This window comes from Lacrimispora sphenoides, from assembly GCF_900105215.1.
Taxonomy (GTDB): domain Bacteria; phylum Bacillota; class Clostridia; order Lachnospirales; family Lachnospiraceae; genus Lacrimispora; species Lacrimispora sphenoides_A.
Window position 1 is genome coordinate 2,162,019 of sequence record NZ_FOIP01000002.1, and the last position, 23,177, is coordinate 2,185,195.

At 45.1% G+C, this 23,177-nt stretch carries 27 protein-coding genes; 4 read left to right on the plus strand and 23 right to left on the minus strand.

Annotated elements, in window-relative coordinates:
* Nucleotides 1-242: 242 nt before the first annotated feature.
* From hflX to BMW45_RS26750, 7 genes are all read right to left on the minus strand, one after another.
* Entirely contained in the window at nucleotides 243-1,514 is a 1,272-nt protein-coding gene (gene hflX / locus BMW45_RS26720; RefSeq protein WP_092250997.1) for a GTPase HflX, read from the minus strand.
* 13 nt (nucleotides 1,515-1,527) lie between these two features.
* Entirely contained in the window at nucleotides 1,528-2,307 is a 780-nt protein-coding gene (locus BMW45_RS26725) for a tetratricopeptide repeat protein (protein ID WP_092250999.1), read from the minus strand.
* A gap of 50 nt (nucleotides 2,308-2,357) precedes the next feature.
* Nucleotides 2,358-2,795, minus strand: a complete 438-nt coding sequence (locus BMW45_RS26730; RefSeq protein WP_092251001.1) for a dUTP diphosphatase — start codon at nucleotides 2,793-2,795, stop codon at nucleotides 2,358-2,360.
* Nucleotides 2,792-3,463 (minus strand): SMC-Scp complex subunit ScpB, encoded by a 672-nt coding sequence (gene scpB / locus BMW45_RS26735; RefSeq protein WP_242883259.1) that lies wholly within the window; start codon nucleotides 3,461-3,463, stop codon nucleotides 2,792-2,794. The genes BMW45_RS26730 and scpB overlap by 4 nt, the downstream gene beginning before the upstream one ends.
* Complete coding sequence (locus BMW45_RS26740; RefSeq protein ID WP_092251005.1) at nucleotides 3,447-4,280, minus strand: segregation and condensation protein A; 834 nt, start codon at nucleotides 4,278-4,280, stop codon at nucleotides 3,447-3,449. The genes scpB and BMW45_RS26740 overlap by 17 nt, the downstream gene beginning before the upstream one ends.
* An 84-nt stretch (nucleotides 4,281-4,364) precedes the next feature.
* Nucleotides 4,365-5,219, minus strand: coding sequence for a metallophosphoesterase (locus BMW45_RS26745; RefSeq protein WP_092251007.1), 855 nt, complete (start codon nucleotides 5,217-5,219; stop codon nucleotides 4,365-4,367).
* 78 nt (nucleotides 5,220-5,297) lie between these two features.
* On the minus strand, nucleotides 5,298-5,516 hold the full coding sequence (locus tag BMW45_RS26750) for a hypothetical protein (protein WP_092251008.1): 219 nt from the start codon (nucleotides 5,514-5,516) through the stop codon (nucleotides 5,298-5,300).
* A gap of 94 nt (nucleotides 5,517-5,610) precedes the next feature.
* On the opposite strand from BMW45_RS26750, the gene BMW45_RS26755 reads away from it, so the two are divergent.
* Nucleotides 5,611-5,886 carry a helix-turn-helix domain-containing protein gene (locus BMW45_RS26755; protein ID WP_092251009.1) on the plus strand — a complete coding sequence of 92 codons (276 nt, stop codon included), beginning with the start codon at nucleotides 5,611-5,613 and terminating at the stop codon, nucleotides 5,884-5,886.
* A gap of 47 nt (nucleotides 5,887-5,933) precedes the next feature.
* Here the strand turns inward: BMW45_RS26755 and BMW45_RS26760 are convergent, their stop codons facing one another.
* The 3 genes from BMW45_RS26760 to BMW45_RS26770 form a co-directional block, all read right to left on the minus strand.
* Nucleotides 5,934-7,214 carry a serine hydrolase gene (locus BMW45_RS26760; RefSeq protein WP_092251010.1) on the minus strand — a complete coding sequence of 427 codons (1,281 nt, stop codon included), beginning with the start codon at nucleotides 7,212-7,214 and terminating at the stop codon, nucleotides 5,934-5,936.
* Nucleotides 7,215-7,349: 135 nt separating this feature from the next.
* Entirely contained in the window at nucleotides 7,350-8,036 is a 687-nt protein-coding gene (locus BMW45_RS26765; RefSeq protein ID WP_054789916.1) for an NUDIX domain-containing protein, read from the minus strand.
* 24 nt (nucleotides 8,037-8,060) lie between these two features.
* The gene (locus tag BMW45_RS26770) at nucleotides 8,061-8,540 is read right to left on the minus strand and encodes a COG2426 family protein (protein WP_025233690.1); all 480 of its coding nucleotides are present in this window, start codon (nucleotides 8,538-8,540) and stop codon (nucleotides 8,061-8,063) included.
* 329 nt (nucleotides 8,541-8,869) lie between these two features.
* On the opposite strand from BMW45_RS26770, the gene BMW45_RS26775 reads away from it, so the two are divergent.
* The gene (locus BMW45_RS26775; protein ID WP_092251011.1) at nucleotides 8,870-9,526 is read left to right on the plus strand and encodes a phosphatase PAP2 family protein; all 657 of its coding nucleotides are present in this window, start codon (nucleotides 8,870-8,872) and stop codon (nucleotides 9,524-9,526) included.
* 68 nt (nucleotides 9,527-9,594) lie between these two features.
* On the opposite strand, the gene BMW45_RS26780 is transcribed toward BMW45_RS26775, so the two are convergent.
* Nucleotides 9,595-10,614, minus strand: coding sequence for a glycosyltransferase family 2 protein (locus BMW45_RS26780; protein WP_092251012.1), 1,020 nt, complete (start codon nucleotides 10,612-10,614; stop codon nucleotides 9,595-9,597).
* Nucleotides 10,611-11,354, minus strand: a complete 744-nt coding sequence (locus tag BMW45_RS26785) for a CPBP family intramembrane glutamic endopeptidase (RefSeq protein WP_092251013.1) — start codon at nucleotides 11,352-11,354, stop codon at nucleotides 10,611-10,613. The genes BMW45_RS26780 and BMW45_RS26785 overlap by 4 nt, the downstream gene beginning before the upstream one ends.
* 372 nt (nucleotides 11,355-11,726) lie before the next feature.
* Between BMW45_RS26785 and arcC the strand changes: the two genes are divergently transcribed.
* Both arcC and pdaA read left to right on the plus strand, forming a co-directional pair.
* Complete coding sequence (gene arcC / locus BMW45_RS26790; RefSeq protein ID WP_092251014.1) at nucleotides 11,727-12,665, plus strand: carbamate kinase; 939 nt, start codon at nucleotides 11,727-11,729, stop codon at nucleotides 12,663-12,665.
* A gap of 140 nt (nucleotides 12,666-12,805) precedes the next feature.
* Nucleotides 12,806-13,582, plus strand: coding sequence for a delta-lactam-biosynthetic de-N-acetylase (gene pdaA / locus BMW45_RS26795; protein ID WP_242883329.1), 777 nt, complete (start codon nucleotides 12,806-12,808; stop codon nucleotides 13,580-13,582).
* A gap of 102 nt (nucleotides 13,583-13,684) precedes the next feature.
* Here the strand turns inward: pdaA and BMW45_RS26800 are convergent, their stop codons facing one another.
* The 11 genes from BMW45_RS26800 to BMW45_RS26850 form a co-directional block, all read right to left on the minus strand.
* The gene (locus tag BMW45_RS26800; RefSeq protein ID WP_092251015.1) at nucleotides 13,685-14,749 is read right to left on the minus strand and encodes a tyrosine-protein phosphatase; all 1,065 of its coding nucleotides are present in this window, start codon (nucleotides 14,747-14,749) and stop codon (nucleotides 13,685-13,687) included.
* A 4-nt stretch (nucleotides 14,750-14,753) separates the two neighbouring features.
* A complete protein-coding gene (locus BMW45_RS26805; protein ID WP_092251016.1) occupies nucleotides 14,754-15,239 on the minus strand; it encodes a PTS sugar transporter subunit IIB in 486 nt (161 codons plus the stop codon).
* The gene (locus tag BMW45_RS26810; protein ID WP_092251017.1) at nucleotides 15,214-15,657 is read right to left on the minus strand and encodes a PTS sugar transporter subunit IIA; all 444 of its coding nucleotides are present in this window, start codon (nucleotides 15,655-15,657) and stop codon (nucleotides 15,214-15,216) included. Before BMW45_RS26810 ends, BMW45_RS26805 begins: the two co-directional genes overlap by 26 nt.
* Before the next feature lie 54 nt (nucleotides 15,658-15,711).
* Nucleotides 15,712-16,587 carry a PTS system mannose/fructose/sorbose family transporter subunit IID gene (locus BMW45_RS26815; RefSeq protein WP_092251018.1) on the minus strand — a complete coding sequence of 292 codons (876 nt, stop codon included), beginning with the start codon at nucleotides 16,585-16,587 and terminating at the stop codon, nucleotides 15,712-15,714.
* Nucleotides 16,584-17,390, minus strand: coding sequence for a PTS mannose/fructose/sorbose/N-acetylgalactosamine transporter subunit IIC (locus BMW45_RS26820; protein ID WP_092251019.1), 807 nt, complete (start codon nucleotides 17,388-17,390; stop codon nucleotides 16,584-16,586). The genes BMW45_RS26815 and BMW45_RS26820 overlap by 4 nt, the downstream gene beginning before the upstream one ends.
* Before the next feature lie 149 nt (nucleotides 17,391-17,539).
* Nucleotides 17,540-19,423, minus strand: coding sequence for a BglG family transcription antiterminator (locus tag BMW45_RS26825; RefSeq protein ID WP_092251020.1), 1,884 nt, complete (start codon nucleotides 19,421-19,423; stop codon nucleotides 17,540-17,542).
* Between the two features lie 323 nt (nucleotides 19,424-19,746).
* Nucleotides 19,747-20,502 (minus strand): amino acid ABC transporter ATP-binding protein, encoded by a 756-nt coding sequence (locus tag BMW45_RS26830; protein WP_092251021.1) that lies wholly within the window; start codon nucleotides 20,500-20,502, stop codon nucleotides 19,747-19,749.
* On the minus strand, nucleotides 20,495-21,205 hold the full coding sequence (locus BMW45_RS26835) for an amino acid ABC transporter permease (protein WP_092251022.1): 711 nt from the start codon (nucleotides 21,203-21,205) through the stop codon (nucleotides 20,495-20,497). Before BMW45_RS26835 ends, BMW45_RS26830 begins: the two co-directional genes overlap by 8 nt.
* Nucleotides 21,202-21,903: an amino acid ABC transporter permease gene (locus BMW45_RS26840; RefSeq protein WP_092251023.1), complete on the minus strand. Its 702-nt coding sequence runs from the start codon at nucleotides 21,901-21,903 to the stop codon at nucleotides 21,202-21,204. Before BMW45_RS26840 ends, BMW45_RS26835 begins: the two co-directional genes overlap by 4 nt.
* A 4-nt stretch (nucleotides 21,904-21,907) precedes the next feature.
* Nucleotides 21,908-22,738, minus strand: coding sequence for a transporter substrate-binding domain-containing protein (locus BMW45_RS26845; protein ID WP_092251024.1), 831 nt, complete (start codon nucleotides 22,736-22,738; stop codon nucleotides 21,908-21,910).
* Nucleotides 22,735-23,169, minus strand: a complete 435-nt coding sequence (locus BMW45_RS26850) for a NifB/NifX family molybdenum-iron cluster-binding protein (RefSeq protein ID WP_092251025.1) — start codon at nucleotides 23,167-23,169, stop codon at nucleotides 22,735-22,737. Before BMW45_RS26850 ends, BMW45_RS26845 begins: the two co-directional genes overlap by 4 nt.
* Nucleotides 23,170-23,177: the final 8 nt, after the last annotated feature.

Genomic DNA, 23,177 nt, shown 5'->3' on the forward strand with positions numbered 1-23,177 from the left:
ATAATCCGATGTATGGCAGTAAAAATACTGCCTTTTATCAGAAATCCAAAACCGATTTCTGATTAGCAATAACATTATCGGAATAAAAAAATACTTCCGACAATCGTATGTACGGCAGTAAAAAATACTGCCTATTATCAGAGATCTGAAAAGCGATTTCTGATAAATACATTATAGCAGAAGAAAAGAAAAAACACAATATGTGGATTAGTTTTTTAACACTAATCCACATATTGTGTTTTTCATTCATCAAAAGCATCGGCATTGTCTGCCAGAGAGGCAAACAGCTCCGATGGCACATAGGCGTTCACCAGAATCCCGTCTTCCTGATATTCTTCCTTAAGCAGCTGTCCGTATTTGCGGATCAGCTGGATTTTCCCTGCTTCCTTATAGGAATAAACCTTTTCCAAATATACTTTCTGGTTTCTAAGAATGGTTTCCAAAAGATTTAAAAGTTCGTCAAGGCCTTCTCCGGTTTTTGCAGAGATCCTCACCTGATGATCGGAAGAAACATCTCTTAGGATCACACCGCCTTCTGCCGTGTCGATCTTATTGAACACCGTGACCATCACCTTATCGCAAACCCCAAGCTCCCTCAAAGTTTCATACACAACATACATCTGCATGTCCATCTGGGGATTGGAGCAATCCACCACATGAAGGATGATATCGCTGTACTTGGCTTCTTCCAGAGTACTTTTAAAGGCTTCGATCAAATGATGGGGAAGCTTTCTGATAAATCCTACCGTATCCGTTAAAAGAATCTGCTGCCCGCCCGGCAGGCTCAAATTCCTTGTGGTTGGATCCAGGGTAGCAAAGAGCTTATCCTCAGCCAGTATCCCGGCATCTGTAAGCCTGTTTAACAAGGTGGATTTCCCAGCATTGGTATAACCTACGATGGCGGCGGTGGGAACATGGTTTTTTTCCCTCTGCTGCCTGACAACTTCTCTGTGACGCTTCACATCCTCTAAATCAGCCTTTAGCATTCCGATCCTGTCATGGATCAGACGCCGGTCCATTTCCAGCTTCTTCTCTCCTGGACCGCGGGTACCGATTCCGCCTCCTAATCGGGACAAGGAGCTTCTAAGGCCCACCAGACGGGCCGACCGGTACTTAAGCTGAGCCAGCTCCACCTGGATCTTTCCTTCCCTGGTGGTGGCTCTGGAAGCAAAAATATCCAGGATCACCATGGTCCGGTCCATGATCTTTGTATCCAGGGCCTCTTCCAAATTACGAAGCTGAGCCGGTGAAAGTTCATCGTCGCAGACAATTCCGGTTGCATCAAGCTCCCAGATACAGTCCTTTATTTCTTCTATCTTTCCTTTTCCCAGATAAGTCCCCGGATGGATTCTCTCCCGGTTCTGGATTATCTTATCCACGGTAACGGCTCCTGCCGTTTTTACCAGCTCTTCCAGCTCGTCAAGGGACGCCTTTGTGTCATTCTCATCCTCGGTACTGACTGCCACCAGGATCACCCGTTCTTCTATTTCCTTTAACTCAATCAGCTCTGCCATCAATCATTCCAACCTATCTTGTCTTTAAAAATGTGATCTCCCGCTCCGCTTCCTCATCAGGGCCGTGAGCTGAGACATACTGCTGCATCAGATCCAGGGCTGTTTTAAATTCCCCTTTACGCTCCTCGGCAACCGCCTGATTAAACATAAGTTCCTGGACCTCTTTACTGTCGGTTGCTAAAAGGCCCTTCTTAAAATATTCGGCCGCTCCATCCCAATCTTCCACGGCCATCTTACATAAGCCCATCCGGTTATAAAGCTGTGCACTTTCTTCCCCGTCACTAAGTGCCTCCTCATAGAGGCTCATGGCATCTGAAGCCGTTCCGGCCTTTTCCATGGCTGCGCCTGCCGCCAGCAGGGCTTTCATCCTTCCCGGTGCCTTTTTCTCTTTATCCAGTTCAGCGCTTTTCTTATAGTCCTCTATGGCGCCGTTTAAATCGCCGGCCCCTGCCCTTGAAACAGAGCGAAGATTTAAATATTCCGGCCTTTCTTCATCCACCTTTATGAGTATGCCATAGGTATCTGCGGCGGAAGAATAGTCTCCTGCCAGGTATTCGGCTTCTGCCCGGTACTTTAACACATCCACATCAAACTTCCCAACTAATCCTTTGGATGCGCTGATGGCCTGATCAAAGGCTTCCACGGCATTGTCATAATTGCCCTGGTTAAGAGCCTCGATTCCTGCGGCCCGGTAAGAATATTTGTTTTCTTTTTTTCCGCAGCCGCCTGCTGCTATGGTAACTGTCAGTGCCAGCCCAAGGATGGCAGCCGCATATCCTGTCTTTCTTCTCATGCTATTATCTCCAACTTAAAGACGTTCGATTCGCCACTATCTCACCAATATTATTGTTTTCCAGTGCTTCCATGGCCGCCGCGGTCCTCATGTCCCAGAAGTTCCACTTCTTCTAAACATAAAGCAGGCTGATGCTCCATAATGCGGAACTGGCAGATGCGGTCATTTACATGGATCACTGTATCCCGCAGCGCATAAGCAGGGAAAAACCACTGGTCATTGTCCCCACAGTATGTCTCATCAATGATTCCCATGCTGTTGGTCTGGATCACGCCGTAATTTTTGAATGTGCTGCTTCTTGGAACCACATGGGATTCAAATCCAGCCGGCAGTTCCATCGCTATCCCCAAGGGGATCAGTTTAAACTCGCCTGCCTTCATCTCCACTTCCTGTGCTGCCCGCAGATCAATCCAGTCAGATTTGCCGTCAATGTAGCGTAAACGTTCTATTTTATCCGTAAAATATTTGATTCTTATGGTTTGTGTCACCTTATATCCTCCTGAATGTTATCATCTTTTTTATCTTCTGCCGGAATTAAATCACCGCTTTCCGAAAGTTCCTCTTCCACTTCCATCCGTATCTCAGCTGTTACAACAGGATCGGCAACCGGAAGATTCTGAGTAGATCCAATGCCAAATCTTCTTAAAAATTCTTCTGTGGTGGCAAATAGTGCCGGACGGCCGGGAGCATCCACACGGCCCACTTCATATACCAGGTTGTATTCCACCAGCTTATTGACCGCATGATCTGATTTTACGCCCCTGATTTTTTCTATTTCAAGCTTTGTCACAGGCTGCTTGTAAGCTATGATGGACAGCGTCTCTAAAACCACATCCGTAAGAACCTGCTTTTTAGGCGCAGATGCCACACGGATCAAGTTCTCGTAATATTCAGACCGCGTGCACATCTGATAGCTGTTTTCCAGTTCAAGGATCTGCATCCCTCTTTTCCCCGTATCATAGCGCTTCATCAAACGGAGAACCACTTCCTTAGCAGTGGCCTCATCCTGGTCAATCGCTGCAGCAAGAGCCTTAAGTTCAACGGAATTCCCCATGGTAAAGAGAACCGCCTCGATCACGGCTTCCCACACCTTCTCTTCTTTTGTGCTCTTCTTCGGCCCATCGGGCAATAGAGTATCCTTATCCATCGATTCCATCGATTTCCTCTCCCTTAATTCCTTCCCCTTCATCCTGCAGTTCCGACAAATCCAGTTCCCCGTCATCCCCTTCCGGTTCCAGGGTTTCAATGAACATATCATCAAACAAATGCTCCTGGGTCAGCCTGATCTTGCCGATCTTCATGAGCTCCAGAAGCGCTAAAAATGTCACAACAACCAAGGTCCGGTCCGGCTGCTGCTCAAGCAGCCCGCGGAAAGAAAACTTCCGGTGCTCTCTGGCATAATCCATGACCGATTTTATCTTGTCCTCCAGGCTTATGGATTCCCTCCGGATATTGCCAAACCGGCTGCGGATAGGATCCACGCGGTCCGACTTACGTTTCGTGACCGCCCGGAAAATCTCCTGGAGTTTCGCCAGGGTAAGCCCGTCAAGGAGCTTGTCCAAATCCACCGGCGGTTCGTACTTTGCCACCTCAGGCGGAATGGAAGGGGATTTATACAGCAGACGTTCCGCTCCCACTTCCCGGTCCTTAAGCTCCAGAGACATATATTTATAATATTTGTATTCCAAAAGGCGTGCCACAAGCTCAGCCCTGGGATCCTCTTCCTCGCCTTCCTCATTGGTTTCCCTGGGAAGCAGCATGCGCGCCTTTATATCAATGAGGGTCGCAGCCATGACAAGAAATTCGCTGACAATGTTTAAATCCTCTGTTTCCATATGATTTACAAAGTCCAGGTACTGCTCCGTGATCGTCGCAATGGGAATGTCGTAGATATTCACCTTATTCTTCTCGATCAAATGAAGCAGTAAATCCAGCGGCCCCTCGAAATTATCCAGTTTATAAGAGATTCCCATAAAATCCTCCAAGGCAGAATAAGACATGCCTTTGACCAGTATATCAAATCCTGCTTCATCTGTAAATATATGGAAGGCCCAAAATCATGATTTCATTTTTAAATCCACCACTACCAGTTGAGGTTTGTTGTTTAAGCGGATATTAATGGAATGGGTTCCAAGCCCTCTGCTTACGATCATATGCCTCCCATCTTCTGTAAACTCACCGGCGCAGTATGGAAGGAAAAATTGATATTGAGGTGTCATGACCCCTCCAAGGTATGGGAGCCTTATGGTTCCCCCATGAAAGTGGCCGGACAGAGTCAAATCTGCTCCCCAGCTTCTGCATGAGGAAAAATAAAGGGGAGAATGGCACAGCAGAATCTGAAACCGCTCCTTCGCTGCCTTTCCCACCTTTTGTTCAATCTCATCCTCTGTTAAACGATCCGGATGGAACTTCCGGTAAGCCCCTTTTTTTAGATCAATCCCGGTAACAGCGATATCTTCTCCATACCATTCTGTCCGGTTATCAAGAACTTTGATTCCAAGCTTTTTTAAACTGTGCACATACGCTTCATATGCGTCTCCGTACACCTGGTGTTCCCAAAGCAGACGGTTCTCATGATTGCCATTGCCGCAAATGACAGGGTATTTACCTGCCAGCTTTTCCAAAAGCTCTAAGGAAGCGGCCATATCCGCTTTCCCCTTGCTGATGATCATATCACCGCCTACCAGTACAAGATCAGGAGCCGCCTCATTAACAGCGGCCAGCAGCCTTTCATTGCCGTCGCCAAACCGGTGTTCGTGAAGATCGGAAAGGAACACGATGGTACGATCCGCCTTTATCTTAGCGCTTTTAAAAACAGTTCTCTCTATGCTAAGCTGTTCTTTTTCATATTCGGAACGCAAATATAAGCCTGCGCCCACTGCGGCACAGATAGCTACGGCAGCAACCCCCATCTGATCTCTCCTCTTCTTCCTTCATTCTTTTTCTTGCTTTCTGTTCATCATACAATGAAGGGCGTGTCTGCGTCAAGTCTAAGAGGACCAGTTGCCCATCAGATATTCTATGATGAGATTGGGTACGATAACCATAAGCCCGATGCCAATACTCATGACAATCGTACCGTAATAATACTCCTGGTAACCTGGAGCTCCCGGAGCCGGCGGGACTGTAAACGCAAGGTGATAAATGGATTTGAAGAGAACAAAAAAGCAGATAAGATAAAAAGTCACGTTAAATATTTTCTTTTTCATTGATATAATCCTCCTTTTTCATAATATAAACCACTTATGGATAATATGCAATACTGGATAATCACGGTTTAATTAAGGACAGAGGTGATAAATCATGATTGTTTATGACAGACTATGGGAAACCATGAAAAAGAAAAACATCAGCCAGTATCATCTGATAAAGTACTGCAAGGTCAGTGCCGGGCAAATCGGGCGGCTTAAGAAAAATAACTTCGTTTCCACTCATACCATTGATATGCTCTGCAGGATTCTGGACTGCGATGTGGAAGAAATCATGGAATACCGGGCCGATATAAGCGAGGCCACCCTGATGTCAGAATGCAAAACGGGAACAAAACAGGACAATGCTCCTTCAGAGGATTTGGCATAGAAAAAGAGCCTATAGGCTCTTTTTCTATGCCAAAAACATCCCTGTTCCTACCGGATCCAGGCACCGGAAGAATCCAGGCGGTATCCATCGGGCGTAATGGTATCCTTAAGCATGGCTCCATTGGCTCCCAGATAATACCACTTCCCATTGCTCTCCACCCAGCGGCTTGCCGCCATAAAAGAATCTGTGCCAAACCAGTAATACACTCCGTTTATATTCTGCCACTCGTTGCAGGCCTTATTACCATCCTGCTTTCCGTAATACCACTTCGTCCCATCCTGGACCCAGCCCTGGGAAGAAGCTTTTGCTGTCCCGCCGGCAGCCTTTAAGGCAAATCCATAATCAAGCAGAGACTTTGTATCTTCATAATGAGTGGATTTACTCTTCATGATAACCGCAATCAGCCGGACGCCGTTCTTTTCCACACAGGTGACTAAGGTATTGCCGGCCAGGGAAGTAAAGCCTGTCTTACCTCCTATTACTCCCGGATAATACCTGGAATCTCCCGGATTAAGCATCTTATGCCCCATGGTCACTGTTCTGGCAGAAGCCTTCTTTGTGGCCGGTATCTGGTAACTTAAGGTAGAGGATACCTTTTTTACCGTGTCATTCTGATAGGCTGCTCTGGCAATGAGAGCCATGTCATGAGGTGTGGTATAATGGCTGGAGCTGTTAAGTCCATTGGGGTTGACAAAATTGGTTCCAGTACAGCCAAGCTCCTTTGCCCGGGCATTCATCAGGGCAGAAAACGCGCTCACACTTCCTGAAACATGCTCTGCCAGACCATTGGCCACTTCATTGGCAGACTTTAGCATGAGTCCGTAAAGGCTCTGCTCTACCGTCAGCTTGTCCCCCTCCGTAAGTCCCAGAGTTACCGCACCTGATTCCAGGTTTGTGGTGGCAGCCTTTGAGAACGTCACTGTTTCTGACAAGTTGCATTTTTCTGCAACAAGAAGGGCGGTCATAAGCTTTGTAATGCTGGCAGGATAGTATCTTGTTTCCCCGTTCTTTGAATAAAGCAGGGTTCCTGTAGACGCATCCATAAGGATCGCACCTTCCGATTGAATGACCGGCTGCTTTATGTCCGCAGGTAATGTTCCTCCGGCATTGGGAGTGTCTCCCGTCTGAGTACTTCCCCCGCCGGTTCCGGTGCCGACCCCAGGTCCGATCTCACCGGACGTGTTTCCCGACGGCCCGCTTCCCGACTCTGTCTGTCCGGCAGATCCCGGAAACGGCTGTATTAGGGGCGTCTCCCCGTATGATGGTATTGACGCCAGAATGCTGATACTGATTACCAGGCTCCACAGCCTGCATGATTTTTTTGCCATATCCTGTTATCTCCTGTATATTTCTGCATGCAAGAATCATTTCTTACAACAGTATAGCATAAAATCCATAATTTTCCGATTAAAATTTTCTTACGATAACTTAAAAACACCGCCTTACCCAGGCGGTGTGATCTGCTAAAAAATCTGATCGCTATATTCTTTTTCCAATTCTTCCAAACGGTCCATTGCCACATTTAAGATCTCAGCATGGTCAAATGCCAGCTTCTCCTGATCCAGCACATCAATAGCCGGCAAAAGATCGATCTCCGTCTCCTTTTTCCACATCATGCCCTGACGCTCATAGGTTTCGGTGATCCGATAGCTCATAAAAATATGCTCCTCTTCATTTTCAATGGTAAGCGCATAGGTGGCTCCATTCTCCAGTTCAGAGAGCTTCTTTTTCTTCACCTGGAACCAACAGGCTTCTTCGGCATCATCTCCGGCCTTTGGAGTCAGCTGATTCTTAGGTACTGCGGCCATATAGGATACTGAAATGACTCTTGTTCTGGGATCACGCTTTACGTTCCCCCATGTATAGAGCTGTTCCAGACAAATACCTTTTAACCCCGTCTCTTCCTCCAGCTCTCTGGCTGCCGCGGCCTCCAGGGATTCATCCACATTTACAAAACCTCCCGGAATCGCCCACTGTCCGATGCATGGATGGTTTTTCCGCTTAATGAGAAGAACTTCTGTTTCCATCTCCTCCTCATCCACCGCAAAAATCAGCATATCCACGGTCACCGACGGGCGTTCATAATTCCCCGGACGATACTGCAAAAGAAACTCTTTTTCCGTTAATCCCTCTTCATTCCTTCGTTCCATTCTGCCCTTCTTCCTACCAGTATCTTAGAAAATCACGGACTGAAGCGCCCCTAAAACTCCTGCACTGGCAAGTCCCATAATAGCCCCTGCCACCAGGACGCCTCCCATCACGGCTAAAATACTGGATTTAAAATCAATATCAAGCAGGCTGGCTGCCAAAGTGCCCGTCCAGGCACCGGTTCCCGGAAGGGGAACTCCCACAAATAACAAAAGTGCAATAAACAACCCTTGTCCAGCTTTCGCCTGCAGTTTTTCGCCGCCACGCTTTCCTTTTTCCAGGCACCAGGAAAAAAAGCCGCCGATCACTGGCTTATCTGCTCCCCATTCGAGAACCTTCCTCGCAAACAGATATATGATAGGTACCGGAAGCATATTCCCAAGAATTGCAACAATATAGGACTGAAAAAGCGGAAGTCCCATCACTGTTGAATATGGAATTGCACCGCGAAGCTCTATCAGCGGAACCATGGAGATAAAGAAAACGGTCATATATTTTTGTAACATATTCCATTCCTTTCGTGTAAAAGTCTGCCTTTATACTATACACAAAGTTTGACCGTCTATCAACCATTTTATAAAAAGATTATATTTGCCACAGCGCTCCGGGATGAAGCGGAGCTGGCATACCCCTATCTGCATATACCATATATTAATAGAAAGAAGGAGGCACTGACCATGGAAGAACGGCAGCAAAAACGTACCTTTCGCTTAATCTTCTCTGAAATAAATATTAACATTTGTAAAATACTATTGTACTGTCAAAACGAGTATGATATAATCCTCCAAAGTTGATAATCATGATACCAATCGCCAGAACGGAGAAAGATGACTATATGAAAGATCTGTTTCACAGGTACAGGCATGTCTGGATCCTCGGCTACGCCTTTATCTATATTCCGTGGTTTATTCACCTGGAAAAGACGGTGACAAACCACTACTATATCATGCATGTTGCTTTAGACGACCTGATTCCTTTTAATGAATATTTCATTATTCCATATCTTTTATGGTTTGTTTATATAGCTGCTGCTATTTTATTCTTTTTTTATACCGATGTAAAAGATTATTACAGACTGTGTACCATGCTGTTTACTGGAATGACCATCAGTCTGGTGATCTGCACCGTGTTTCCAAACGGTACGGATTTCCGCCCTGTGATTGATCCGGGTAAAAATATCTGCTCAGATATTGTAGCAGTTCTTTATTCCACGGATACTTGTACCAATGTATTCCCCAGTATCCATGTTTATAACTCTATTTGTGTACACATTGCAGTCCTTCACAGCGAACGCTTAAGGAAATACCGGTTAGTGAAGACCGGTTCCCTGATCCTGATGATTTCCATCAGCCTTGCAACTGTTTTCTTAAAACAGCATTCTGCCTTTGACGGTCTTGGTTCACTGGTTATGGCCTATGTTATGTACCACTTTGTATACTCTGACTCTTTTGTTCCCAGCAGAGAGAAAGTTACCGAAAAAGCCATCAGTTAAAAATATATCCCCTGACGCCTTTCATTGATCGGCCAGGGGATATTTGTTTTTTACTGCCAGTGATAGTTTTAGTTAAAACCGAAAAATTTCTGGGTCATTTTATAGATCGCAATCGGGAATTTCCTTCCGCTCTTACCGGGGAGATTGACCCCCTGACCCATAAAGCCCCATCGAAGCCTTAGGAACAACGGTAAGTTCTGCTTGCGGAGGTGTTGCCACAGTTCCTTTTTCTTTTCCATATTTTCATCATTGTCTGACTTGATTGCTAGGATAGAGGATATGGTCATCATGATCTCCAAATACCGCACCATGTAATGACGCAGCCTGCGCTGCTTGATTTTCATTACATCGTAATAGCCAAGCATCAGTTTTGTCACCTTGATCTGCTGGTCGATTCGGCCGATCATGACCGATTCGTTTACAGACTGGTCGTCTCTTCCGATAAAGTAGCGGTAGAAATTCACATCCAAATAATACATGGTTCTTACGTGAGGCAGCGGCTGGTACACAAATATATTATCCACATAAAAAGTGTGCATGGGAAGTTCCAGACCGCATTGTATCAGAAGCTCTGTCCGGTAAATCACCGAATGCATAAGAATATAATGCCCAAGCAGGAATACCTTGACCTCATCCCAGCTAAATATCTCATTCTTTGGAAGGGCTGTACGGTAATTCATGACTTTTTTCCGGGTTGCCCCCTGCTTTTCATAGACAAAATTGCTGATCAGCATATCCAGGGTCTCTTCCCCATAAACAAATCGCCGTAAAGTGTCCAGAATTTCCTTATAAGCAGACTCGTCCACCCAGTCATCGCTGTCTACCACCTTAAAGTAAATTCCAGTGGCATTTTTTAAGCCGGCATTCACTGCCGCGCCGTGGCCGCCATTTTCCTGATGGATCGCCCGGCAGATTTCCGGATAATTTCTTTCATATTCATCCGCGATTTCTGCCGTATGATCTTTGGTAGACCCGTCATCCACAATGAGGATCTCAACCTCATCGCCTCCCGGCAGCAGAGAATCAATGCAGTGCCTCATATAGGCCTCAGAGTTGTAACATGGAATTGCTACAGATAAAAGTTTCACACAACATCCTCCTTAAAATTGTTTTTCTGATAAATGCGGATTGCACAAATGGCAGAAGCCACCGCTGATGCTGCCGCCAAAACCGGTCTCCGGTCTGTATAAAACAAAGAATTCAAACGCTCTGTATTCACTATCCAGAGCGACAGGAAATTTGCTGATACGTGAAATAGATAAGGGGCCAGCAATGTTCCTGAAACCTCATATAGCCAGGCTACAGCCAGGCCAATGAGAAAGGCATAAACTCCCTGTGGAAGATTTCCATGGTATAGCCCGAAAAGAGCTGCGGACAAGACCGCAGACAGCCAAAAGGGGAGTTTTTCCTTAAGTGCAGCATAACCCAGTCCCCGGAATATGATCTCTTCTGCAAAAGGGATTATAAAGCCGGAAGCAAGAAGCTGAAGGGGGAAGGACGCTGAATATAAGTTGTTTTCGGCTTCTTTGTAGGATATGGACATTTCGGTCAGACCAAGCATATCCACTATATAATTGCCAAGGACGCATAAAGATGCCCCAAATATTAAGATATAGATCAGGCAGCCGTGTAGATTAAGTCCTGGGGAAGATTGTTGTACACGGCGGCTTTGGTCTGCGGAATAAAAGTAATATAGCACGGGGGAGACTAAAATGGCGGATAAGGCAGTGGCTTCCAATGGGCCTAAGTTCATTGATAAAAATAAAACAGTCGTCACAGCTGTGTAAAAAAACATGGGAAGGATCAAATGCAGGATGATTGATATCATGAATATGGTGTCCTTTCATTTTCTGTATCTTCTTTGATTTTATACCATACATCCGCAGTGCAGCTTGTAAAACCTGCGGTTTTACAAGCTCACGGGCTTTCGCCCTATGAAATAAGGCAGGCAAAAAATTTCTTATGTGCAAGCACAACAAAATTTTTTGCCTGCCTTATTTCGCACTGCTCATTGCTTTCGTGTACATTATACCATCCAATCACAAGATATCTACCAAAATTTTCAAAATTCTTTCTAAAGAATCTCTCGGCTCCTTCTTAAGATTTCCTTCTCCTGAAACTTGTTGATTTTTTTATTTTCTGATAATATAATATCTTTATACTTTTTGACCAAACTATACGGAATTGAGAGGGAACTGATATGGCTAAAAAACGTATTGTCCTGGCTTTGGGACATCATGCATTGGGAACAAATCTTCCGGAACAGAAAAAGGCAGTTGCCGAAACATCAAAAGTAATCGCAGATTTTATTGAAGCCGGCTGGCAGGTGGCTGTCACCCACAGCAATGCTCCGCAGGTGGGCATGATCCACACAGCTATGAATGAATTCGGAAAACTTCACGACGGCTATACTTCTGCGCCCATGTCCGTATGCTCTGCCATGAGCCAGGGTTACATTGGTTATGATCTGCAAAATGGCATTCAGGCAGAACTTGCAAAGCGCGGTATTTACAAATCTGCAGCCACTATTTTGACACAGATGATGGTAAATCCTTATGACGAGGCTTTTTACACCCCTATGAAGCCTGTGGGACGCTTTATGTCTGCGGAAGATGCAAAAGAGGAAGAAGAAAAGGGGAACTATGTGGAAGAAGTGCCTGGCAAGGGCTTCCGCAGAGTTGTGGCTTCTCCTAAGCCTGTATCCATTGTGGAAATTGACATCATAAAGGCTGTTATGGATGCAGACCAGATCGTTATCGCCTGCGGAGGCGGCGGCATACCGGTTATGGAACAGGGATACCGATTAAAGGGCGCCAGCGCAGTCATTGAAAAGGACCGGGCAGCCGGGCTTCTGGCAAAAGAAATCAATGCCGATGTGCTTATGATCCTTACAAACGTTGACAATGTCATCCTGAATTTCGGAACCCTTGAGGAACGTTCCATCAGCCAGATGAGTCTGGAAGAGGCAGAAAGCTACATTCAGGAAGGACAGTTTGAATCAAGCTCCATGCTCCCGAAAATAGAAGCCTCCGTGGACTTTTTGCAAAACGGTGAAAACCGGAAAGCCATCATTACCTCTCTGGATAAAGCAGAAGCAAGCCTGGAAGGAAAAGCAGGTACGGTAATGCAATCTTTTTGAATATGGACAGAGGTCCGTTTCATATATTGAAACAAATGTAATATAACGGAGCTTTATTCATGAAATTTTTGCAAAAATTAAAGATTGCAGAAAGAATCAGAAAACTTTCTATCCCTCCTGAAACAGGAAAGAAGGCAATTATGGTATTCCTGCTTTTCCTCTGCGCCTTTCTGGCCGGCCACCTTGGTGCAATGATGGTGGAACAACACCGGGCAGTGGAGACTGCTGCAGATGGAAACTGGGGGTTAAGTTTCCAACAGGAAGGGCAGCCGCCGGTAGCCAATGCTACCATGGACTATTTAAAACAGTATAATGCCTATTATGCTGAAAAAACCCCGGATAAAGTTCTTTATCTGACCTTTGATGCCGGATACGAAAACGGAAATACCGCTGCTATACTGGATGCATTAAAGAAACATAATGCCCCGGCCACCTTTTTTGTAGTAGGAAATTACATAGAGACTGCTCCGGAGTTAGTAAAGCGTATGGTTGCAGAAGGCCATATCGTAGGCAACCATACCTATCACCATCCGGATATGTCTAAGATTTCTTCAAAAGAAGCATTTGAAAAAGAGATCAAGGATTTAGAGAACCTTTTTGAGCAGACCACCGGACAGCCCATGAAACAATACTACCGTCCGCCGCAGGGGAAATACAGTGAGGCCAATTTAAAAATGGCGAATGATATAGGTTATAAAACCTTTTTCTGGAGCCTTGCCTACGTTGACTGGTATCAGGATAAGCAGCCCACAAAGGAGGAAGCCTTTAAAAAGCTTTTAGGCAGGATCCATCCCGGAGCAGTCGTGCTCTTACACAGCACCTCCAGCACCAACGCCCAGATTCTTGATGAATTGCTGACGAAATGGGAGGAAATGGGCTATCAGTTTAAATCTCTGGATCAGCTGGTGGCTCAGTAAAAACGTGGTCTTCTTAAATAGTATTAATATAAAAGATGAGCTTTTAAAATGGGTTTAAACCATTCAAAGCTCATCTTTTTGTATACAATTTTTATGCAGTTGTTATTCCAGGAAAATATCCTCCAGCTGTTTGATGATGGTGTCATCCAGTGATAAGGCAGTTTTTGCATACTCTCTGATGGTACCGTAATCCTCAAGGATTTTATTGATGGAAGCTTCGATATACTCCGGCTTTGTATCAAAGAGCGAGAACAGATAATCTGCTACCCGTTTATCCTTGGCAAGCTCCAGATATTTTTGATAATAGCGGACATTTTTTTCTGCTCTTGCCCTTTTCGTGAGCATATAATCATAGATCAAAATATCTTTCGGAACCCCAAGGATCCCTTCTAAAAGCATTGCTCCGAACCCAGTCCTGTCTTTTCCTCCCCTGCAGTGCTGGACGCTGGGATTATTTGACCGCAGGGCTAAGAGTCTTAAGCTGGTTCCAAAAGCAGCACGGCTTTCATCGGATATAACAAAATTCAATTGCTGCTGTATCATCCTTAAGTCACCGGCATTGGAATTTTCTTCTACCGCGATTCTGGCCTGCTCTATGATGGCCTCATCCTTTGCCAGGTTTTCGTTATTATGAAGGAGTCCGGCAACCATGGCCGTATGGGCATTGGGGTCGCAGGAATAAGTGGTCACACCCTCTCCCAGCTCCCGGTTGGGGCTTCTTTTTATCTCCTCTTCATTTCTGTAATCAATGATGGTTTTAATTCCCAGGCTTTTTACATACTCCAGTCCGGCGTCTTCCAGAAAAGCGAAATAATCTGAGCGGAATCCGATGCCCCATTTTATTCTCTTTCCCGACCCGGTCATATACCCTCCCATGTCCCGCAGATTATACATTCCATCTACCGGAAGGATCCGGTATCCAAACAGCATGGGCGCCTGATTCTTCCATTCAATGATAAAATAAATCTGTTTTCTTTTTTCAGGTGCGGCATGAAACGTCAATTTTTTTTCCCTGGATGAGAAGAGAAAACTGCGGTTTTGAGTAAAGGGATCTTTTTCATAGGTCCAGTACAGATAATATTCCTCCAGCGTCTCTTCATCCGAAACAATGTTTAATTCTGTTTTGCCGTTATCCAGAGGAAAGGCCTCGATGTATTTTATCTCCATGGCACTACCTCTTAAGCTGTTCAATTTTCTTTTTCATAACCACAGGTGCATCGTAGGCCGCAACCTGATATTCGATCTTAACCCCCATATCCGCCAGTTTATTAAAATCTTCCTCTTCCTTTGGGGAAAAGCAGATGATATGGTCATAGGATATAGTTCTTTCCGGAGTCGTTCTCATGCCCCCGAAATTAATGTGGTCAATGGGCACGCCTCCCTCTTTCAGCCTTAACGCATCGCTGAAGCTTCCCATAATCAGAAATGTGTTTTTCTTAATGGGATTATTGGCATATACCCGGATAAATTTATCCACCCCGAACACGTGGACCGTATAGGCAGGCGCCGCCATTTTCAGTACTGATACCTGCACGGGATTTTCCACAGCGGCATCACTGACACAGATGACCTGCTCTGCTCCGATGTGGCTTAACCAGGAAGTTGCTACCTGACCGTGAATCAACCGGTCATCAATACGAATCCATTTGATCGCCATCTTGTTCCTCCTCTTCTATCAGCTTGTCGTTAATGCGGACCAGACCCATTTCATAAGCTCTCTCTATTACGGAGCCCGCCTCTTCCAGTGTTTTAGGCTGTGCAATAAACAGTTCCATTAGCACGGGCATGCTAAAACCGGAATACACCAGAATGTCAGGCGCTGTCAAGGCTAAGTAAGTGGCTGCCTTGGCCGGTGTCCCTCCATAAATATCTGTTAAGATCAAAATGCCTGACCCTTTGTCATCATAGGAAGCATACAGATCCAGCAGCTCCTTAAGACACTGGTCATAGCTTTTATCCGCTGTCACGGAAATGACATCAACATATTTTGCAATATCTCCAATGATCAATCCGGCCGTATTTAATGCCTCCTGGGCATACAGGCCATGACTTGCCAGAATGATACGAATTCCCATATCTATCGTTTCTCCCCTGTTTTTTATTTCTGCAGGCAATGAACAGGTATTTGACTAAACCAGTATACCGGCCATTGCCAGCAAAGTTCCCACAATCAAGATGCCGAAAATAAGAAGGATCAGATATTTTCTCGGCATCCGGCTGTGAAGCTTATAAAGCCCGATGGTGAACAAAAGTGGAAGCAGCTTTGGCAGGATCCCGTCTAAAAGAGCCTGAATGTTTACGACGGTCTCATTGATGACGATTTCTGTCCCCACATTGATCTTCACATAATTTCCTATAAGAGCTCCCAGCACGATCACACCTACCATGGTGGATATATTTATGATTTTCTGGATCACCTTTGCCTGCTCCCCGCTCTGAACAAATTCGATCCCTTTTTCATATCCCATGATGGTGCCGAAATACTTAACCCCAATGTTGATGCCATTGTAAATCAGGAACATCAGAATAGGGCCAATTAAATTTCCCTGCAGGGCATAGGCCGCACCGATACTTCCTGCAATGGCCTGGATGGTGATTTTAAATACACTGTCTCCGATTCCTGCCAAAGGCCCCATCATGCCCGCTTTTACTGCAACTACTGCTTCTTTTTCGTCCACTTCCGTGGTTTCCTCAATGGCCGCAGTGATCCCAAGGATCATACCCGTAGCCGTATTTTGAGAGAGAAAATAAGCCAGATGCCTTTGCATGGCCTCTACCCTGGCGGCTTTTCCCGCATCCTTATAAACCTTTTTTAATACCGGCGCCAATGCAGTAATGAATCCAATGGCCTGGGCATTACTTGAGGTTACGGTGATTCCAAGGCCGAAAATCTGCAGACGCCAATAGACCGCATTTAAATCCTTACGTGTTATTTTTATGTAGCTTCCTTTTGCCTGTGTATTGGGATTATCCAGCCCAACTGCTCTTTCTTTCCCAGCACTCATAAGTCATAACCTCCATCCTCGTCATCTCCGCGCCCTGAAACGGCCACCGGTGTTTCATTCTGACGGTCCTTTATCTCCATCATAACGGAATACAGCATAGCAAATGCCAGGGAAATCAAGGTCACCGGCAAAATTCCAAGTCCCAGATAGGTGGATGCCACAAAACCAAAAATCAGGAAAGGCCACATAAAGCCCTTCATCATCATTGTCATGAGGATGGATAAGCCCACTGCCGGCAATATTCCGGAGGCGGTACTTAAGCCCTTTAAAATATTGCTGGGAATGACATTTAAAATCTTATCCACGACCCCTGCAGAAAAATAAACCACAAGAAATGTGGGAACTGCCCGGAGTAAAAACTGGAATGCAATGGCCACATAATTCACCATTAAAATGCTGTCAAATTCCCCGGTCAGAGCCAGCCTGTCTGCCCATACTGCAAAGAACTGGCGGACGAAGTCAAAGATTAAAAGAAGCTGCTGGGACAAAACCGCCACTGTCGTAGCCGCAGCCACCCCTGCCGCGATCCCTTCGGCCGTTGCCCCTGTGCTCGTGATGGAAATGGTCGTTCCAACGATGGTTCCGATAATCATATCCGGCGTCTTGTAACCGGCCATATTTCCCAGTCCCATCCACATAAGTTCCAAGGTTGCGGAAATAATCAGCCCTGTCTTTACATCCCCTAATATGATTCCTACTATCGGACCTACGAGCAAAGGTCTCCGAAGCATTTGCGGGCCCTGATCGTCAAATGAACAATACCCGGCCCATACCGCTATAAGTAGCGCCTGCCAAACTGCCATAATTGTATACCCCCTTTATTTGATATAAAAAATACCATAGAACCTCCCTCACCTCAACGTTTACTTTCATCACTGAACGCGCATAAAATTAGCAGGAAATATTTACGTCTTATTACGCAGAAAAATAGGGTAAGACATGTCTGTGGGGATCAGCCATCAATAAGGTGGCGCAGTTCAGAATCCCCGTTCTTCACCTCCACCAGCCCTTTCCTTAAGTCCAGAAGAATGAAATGGATCTCCTTGATTGCCGCTCCATTTAACAAGACCTCCTCTTTAAGACAGAAGATATAGTACTGCTGATGAGGCTCGGTTCCTGTAAAAATATTGATGTACTTTTTCTTTTCTTTAGCTACATAATCCGTATGGTAAATGGCGCTGTGAATTAATTTGTTAAATCCCAGCTTCGTATAGCTGGGAGCAATATGTTCCCGCCAGAAATATTCCGCAATGGTTTCTGCCAGGTTTTCTATCCCGCAGTCCAGCCCCACCATATCCGGGGATCCCATGTAATTTAAAATGGCTCCCACTTTTCTCTTCTTTGAAATAACTTTTGCCCAGAGGTCATAAGAGAACTTGTTGAAAAAATCGTAATAATAAATAGGAATAGGTAAATAATCCGATTTAAATTTCATCCCTGCAGGCAAAAAGACGTAATCATACTTTGAATAATCAAGCCCCCCAGTTTCGTATAAATAATGGGAATGAAAATGAATATTCAATTCATCAGCATTTAACTTCAGCCTCCTTATGATCGTTGAATCAGCTGCCCTTCCTATTTCATTGATCAGAATGACATTGGTCGGCTCATACTGGTTCCGGATGCGGTAGACGAGATTATAGATCAGAATGATCAGCTCGTAGTACATCATGTCCTGTATCTCATCGGTTCTGTGCCCCGGGAGCTCATTGTAAATATAATTTGCCAAAGCCTGGGACGAAATCATCCGGTTAGTCCTGCATTTTATGGAATAGGGAAATTCCAGTTCCACAATGCCCAACCTGTTTCTCAGCCGCCATTTGCAAAAAAACAGGAGAAGGTGGTCACTGACTTCTTTATAGTGAGTAAGGTCCAAAAATATACTGTCCTTTAAAAATTTCATAACCTCTTTATAGGTTTCCAGACCCTCGGGTGCTGTTTTCATATAGCTTTCCTCAGCCCCGTCTTCAAACAATTCCCGGTTGCTCAATAGAAAAACTGCCATGTAATAGTACTCGGAAAGCTCCTTGCCCTCTCCTAAAATTCTTTGCCCCACAGAAAATTCCTCTAGTTTTTCAAGCTGAGGCGGGAAATCCTGAGGCTTCATAGTTCCACAGCCTGATCTTATAGGCAAAACTGCCAGATAAAGGACCAGCCTTTGAAATCCCGTATCTGGCACCCGGTACCCGGTTTCATATAAAACTGATTTCAGCCTTGCAATGTTCTTCCTGATGTCTTCTATGGCAATGCCGTACTCCTTTAAACAGTGAAATAGAAAGATGTTCTGCTGGGAATCATTATAAATATCGCAAAAGTCCATCAGACAGGAACGGATGGCAAGCTCTTCTCCCGTCACCTTCATTCCGTGATAAGGGATGGAAACAATCTGTATCTGGTAAAACAGCAAGTATTTTCTTACGGTTCTCATATCCTTATTCAGAGTTGCAAGGCTTATGTTAAGCATATCGGCCAGTTCTTCTGCCTTTATGCCGTTGACGGAGGACACAAGACGGCGGATGATATGCTGAACCCTTTCCTTACGGCCCAAAAGCCTGTTTAAGGACAGATTCAGATGTCCGTAGCAGGAACGTTTCAGCTCATCGATCCAAGACTTATCTTCAGGAAAATACTCCAGAAAATATCCCTTTCCCCTCTTATTGCGTATCCTTACATTGGATCTGCCGTATTGTTTCAGCTTATCATTCAGGGATGCTATTTCTATCTGCACCGTACGCTGGGAAATATCAAACATTTCCATAATCTTCACATTTTCCACATAACTGTTTTCCAAAAGCATGTTTAAAACACTGATTTCCTTGAAGCTGCAATCAAGCATAAAACCACCTTAGAGGCTGACCTTTGTATTTGCATCAAAACCTTTCCTTCCTGTATTTCTTTTTTTACAGGCACTTTCTATGTACTCTGACTGCCCCATAAAATAAACAGGGCAGTTTTTGAGTTTATCGTATATTGTTAAGCGATGAAACCCAAACAATTACTCAAACCAAAACCTGCCTGTATATAATACTATCATCCATTCCAGGAACTAACAATTATTTATTTTTCTGAAAGATCTCGTTTCGAAACGATTGTTAAGAGCAAAAAAATAAGCCGGATTTTCTTTTTAAGATAAAATCCGGCTTATTCTGTAATTATCTGTTATATCGAATAGTTGGAATCCAGGGAAATGATTCTTGATAAAAATTGTCTGGTCCTCTCTTCTTTCGGATTTGAAAAAATCTCTTCCGGACTTCCCTCTTCCACAACAATCCCTTCATCCATAAAGATCACTTTATTGGCAACATCCTGGGCAAAGGACATTTCATGGGTCACCACGATCATCGCAATTCCTCTTCCCGCCACTTTCTTAATGATATCAAGGGTTTCTCCTACCAGCTCCGGATCCAGGGCAGACGTTGGTTCATCAAACAGAATCACTTCCGGATTTAAGACAAAGGCTCTGGCAATGCCCACACGCTGCTGCTGCCCGCCGGAAAGGTTGCAGGGATAACAATGATATTTCTCCCCCAGTCCCACCCAGTCAAGGGCTTCCTTCCCCCGTTTTATGGCTTCCTCCCTGGGAATATGCCTAGCCGTAACTAGGCCTTCTATCACATTTTCCAATGCAGTTTTATTGGCAAAAAGATTATAATTTTGAAAAACAAAAGCCGTTTTCCTTCTGATCTCCAATATTTGCTTTTTGGTGGCTTTTTTCAAATCCACGCAGGTATCTCCAATGGCAAGCTGTCCGCTGTCCGCATTTTCCAGGAAATTAATACACCGCAGCAATGTGGTTTTCCCCGAACCGCTGGGGCCTAGGACGACCACCACCTGGCCATCCTCCACCTCCACAGAAACATCCTTTAGGACCTGCTGCTTTCCAAAGGCCTTTTTTACATTCTTTACTTCAATCATATGGATTCCTCCTAAATCTGCCTGTATGGCGCCTTAAGACCTTTGCCAGGTATTCGATCATAATGGTAAATGCCCAGTATATGACTGCGGCCGCCACATATCCTTCAAAAAAGGAATACGTCCGGGAGCTTGGAATGGTGGCTCCTGCCACGATTTCAATAATGCCGATGGCCATGACTACGGAGGAGGCCTTGATTAAGCCGACCACATGATTGATCAGGGTGGGGATCGCTGCCGGGATCATCTGGGGGATAATGATCCTCCTGATGGTCTGGACCTTTGTAAGCCCTACGGAATATCCGGCTTCATCCTGCCCATTGTCAATGGACAGCAGGGCTCCCCGGATGGCCTCTGATATGGAACACATCGCAGTAAGGCTCAGTGCAAAAATTCCTACCCAGATATTATCTACATCAGCGGCTTTTGTTTTAATATGTAAGAATCCTGCCAGGTCATTGAATTTGAGCATGAAAACCAGGTTATATATCATCAGAGCCACCACAATGGGAACGCCCTGATATACGGTGACAAAAATCCCAAGAAGCTTACAGAGAACAGGCACTTTATAGACCCTGGCCAGCGCAATTACCGTTCCCAGAGTCAGGCCAATGGCCAGCGGAATGAACACAAGCCTCAGGGTATTGGGAAAATACTTAATACCATAAAGAAAGCTTTCATAAAAATGAGCTGTATTAAAATTCATTCTACCCCTTCTCTCCCATACTCCAGTTTTGTATTTAAGTAATAAAAAAGAAGCCGGATTGTTAAACTGATAACAATATAGATGATCACCACAAACACATAGGCTTCCAGTACGTGCTTTGTGGCCGCGCCGATGGATTTGGCCCTTCCCATGATATCCGTAACACCGATGAGAAATACAAGAGAGGAGTTTTGAAACAGTCCCACCAGATCAGAGCCAAAAGGCGGCAGGGCAATCCTCACCATCTGGGGCAAAAGGATCCTCCGAAAGGTCTGAAGCTCCGTAAGTCCCACACTGAAGCCCGCCTCTGTCTGCCCATAGGGAATGGATGTGATTGCACCGTAAAATATGGCAGAAAGAAATGCTCCCTGATTTAAGATAAAGGTAATATAAGCAAACGTTACCGCACTGAACCCCCTGTTGATGTTGGTCCCGAAAACAGGATCAATGAGGGCCGGTATCCCGTAATAAATAATCATCAACTGTACCAGCATGGGGGTTCCTCTCATGAATGAGACATACACCTTAAAAAACGGATTCAGTACCGGTATCTTTTTAAGCTCTGCCAGAACAATGAACGCGGCAAGAAGCACTCCGAATCCGGTGGCATAAACCACAATCCGAAAGGTCACCGATAAATACGGAAGAATTTTAGGGATATTTTCAAAGAACCGCTCCCAGCCAAACAGTTTATCCATACCATTACTCGCTTTCCGTATAATCCCCGCCGATTACATCCTTTGATATCTGTGCAAGCTTTCCGCTTTCCTTTAATTGCTTTACCGCTCCATCCACTGCCTCCTGCAACCCGGTATTGTCTTTTGCATATACGAAGTATGTGGAAGAAGACTGGACCGGTTCTCCCGTCACTTTTAAGACGTCCCTGCCGCCTCCATAGTTTTGATTCAGCTTTTCCGTATCCCGCTTTGTCAGGATGGTGGCATCCCAGACACCGTTTACAAGGCCTGTAACAGTCTCTTCATCGGTCGAATTATCCACATAATCAATCTTTATGGGATTATCCGGATGGTCTTTATTATAATTCTCCAGGATATACACGGAATTTGACCCGGTGGAGCTTTTTACCTTCCGGTCCTTTAAATCATCAAGGGCCTTAATATCCGTCCGGTCACCTGTTACGGCAAGGTAGGTCACATAGGTGGTATATGGTTCTTTTCCAAATAAATATTTTTCATCTCTTTCCTTGTTCCACTCGTATTGATGAGCTGCAAGATCAATCTTGCCCGCATCAAGGGAAATCAGCACATTGGCAAAATCTGAGGTCTGATATTCAAATTCATACTGGGGAAGCAGCTCATCTACCGCCTTTAAAACCTCGTACTCATATCCGGCAAGGTCTCCTTTCTCATCCAGATAGCAATAAGGCGCATAGGCATTACCGGTTCCTACCACCACTTTCGTGACCCCGGTGTCTGCGGCCGCTGTTTTCTTGCCGCATCCTGTCAGCATTGCCGCTCCCAATGCTGTAAGAACTGCTTTTAAAACGATTTTTTTTATCCATTGATTCATCATTCCCTGCCTTCCTTTCCTATTAATGTTTCATTCGCCATTCCCCGAAGTGACTGATGATGATCCATCCGGTGAAAATACCATGTGATTTTCTCCATTGCGTCTTCAATTTTCCCTTCCACATCAAAGGTGCTGACCGCCTTTTTCTCAAGCTGTTTCTGAATATGGAAACCGATCTTTTTGCAAATGACACAACGGCAGTCTGTTATGGAATCTACCCTGGGCTGGTTTTCGTGAGAGCCTTCGCAGCCCCTTCCTTTGCACCCGTCCTGACAGAAGGAAAGCCCCCCGGCTTCCTTCTGTGCTTCTCTTATTTCCAAAAGGGCATACTCCCCTTCTTCTCCCACTTCATAGATGAAAAATTCATGGGCCGCCCCAAAATTCATATCAATATTCTCTCCATCAGAAGATGCAACCGCAATTTTATATGGCATAATACTCC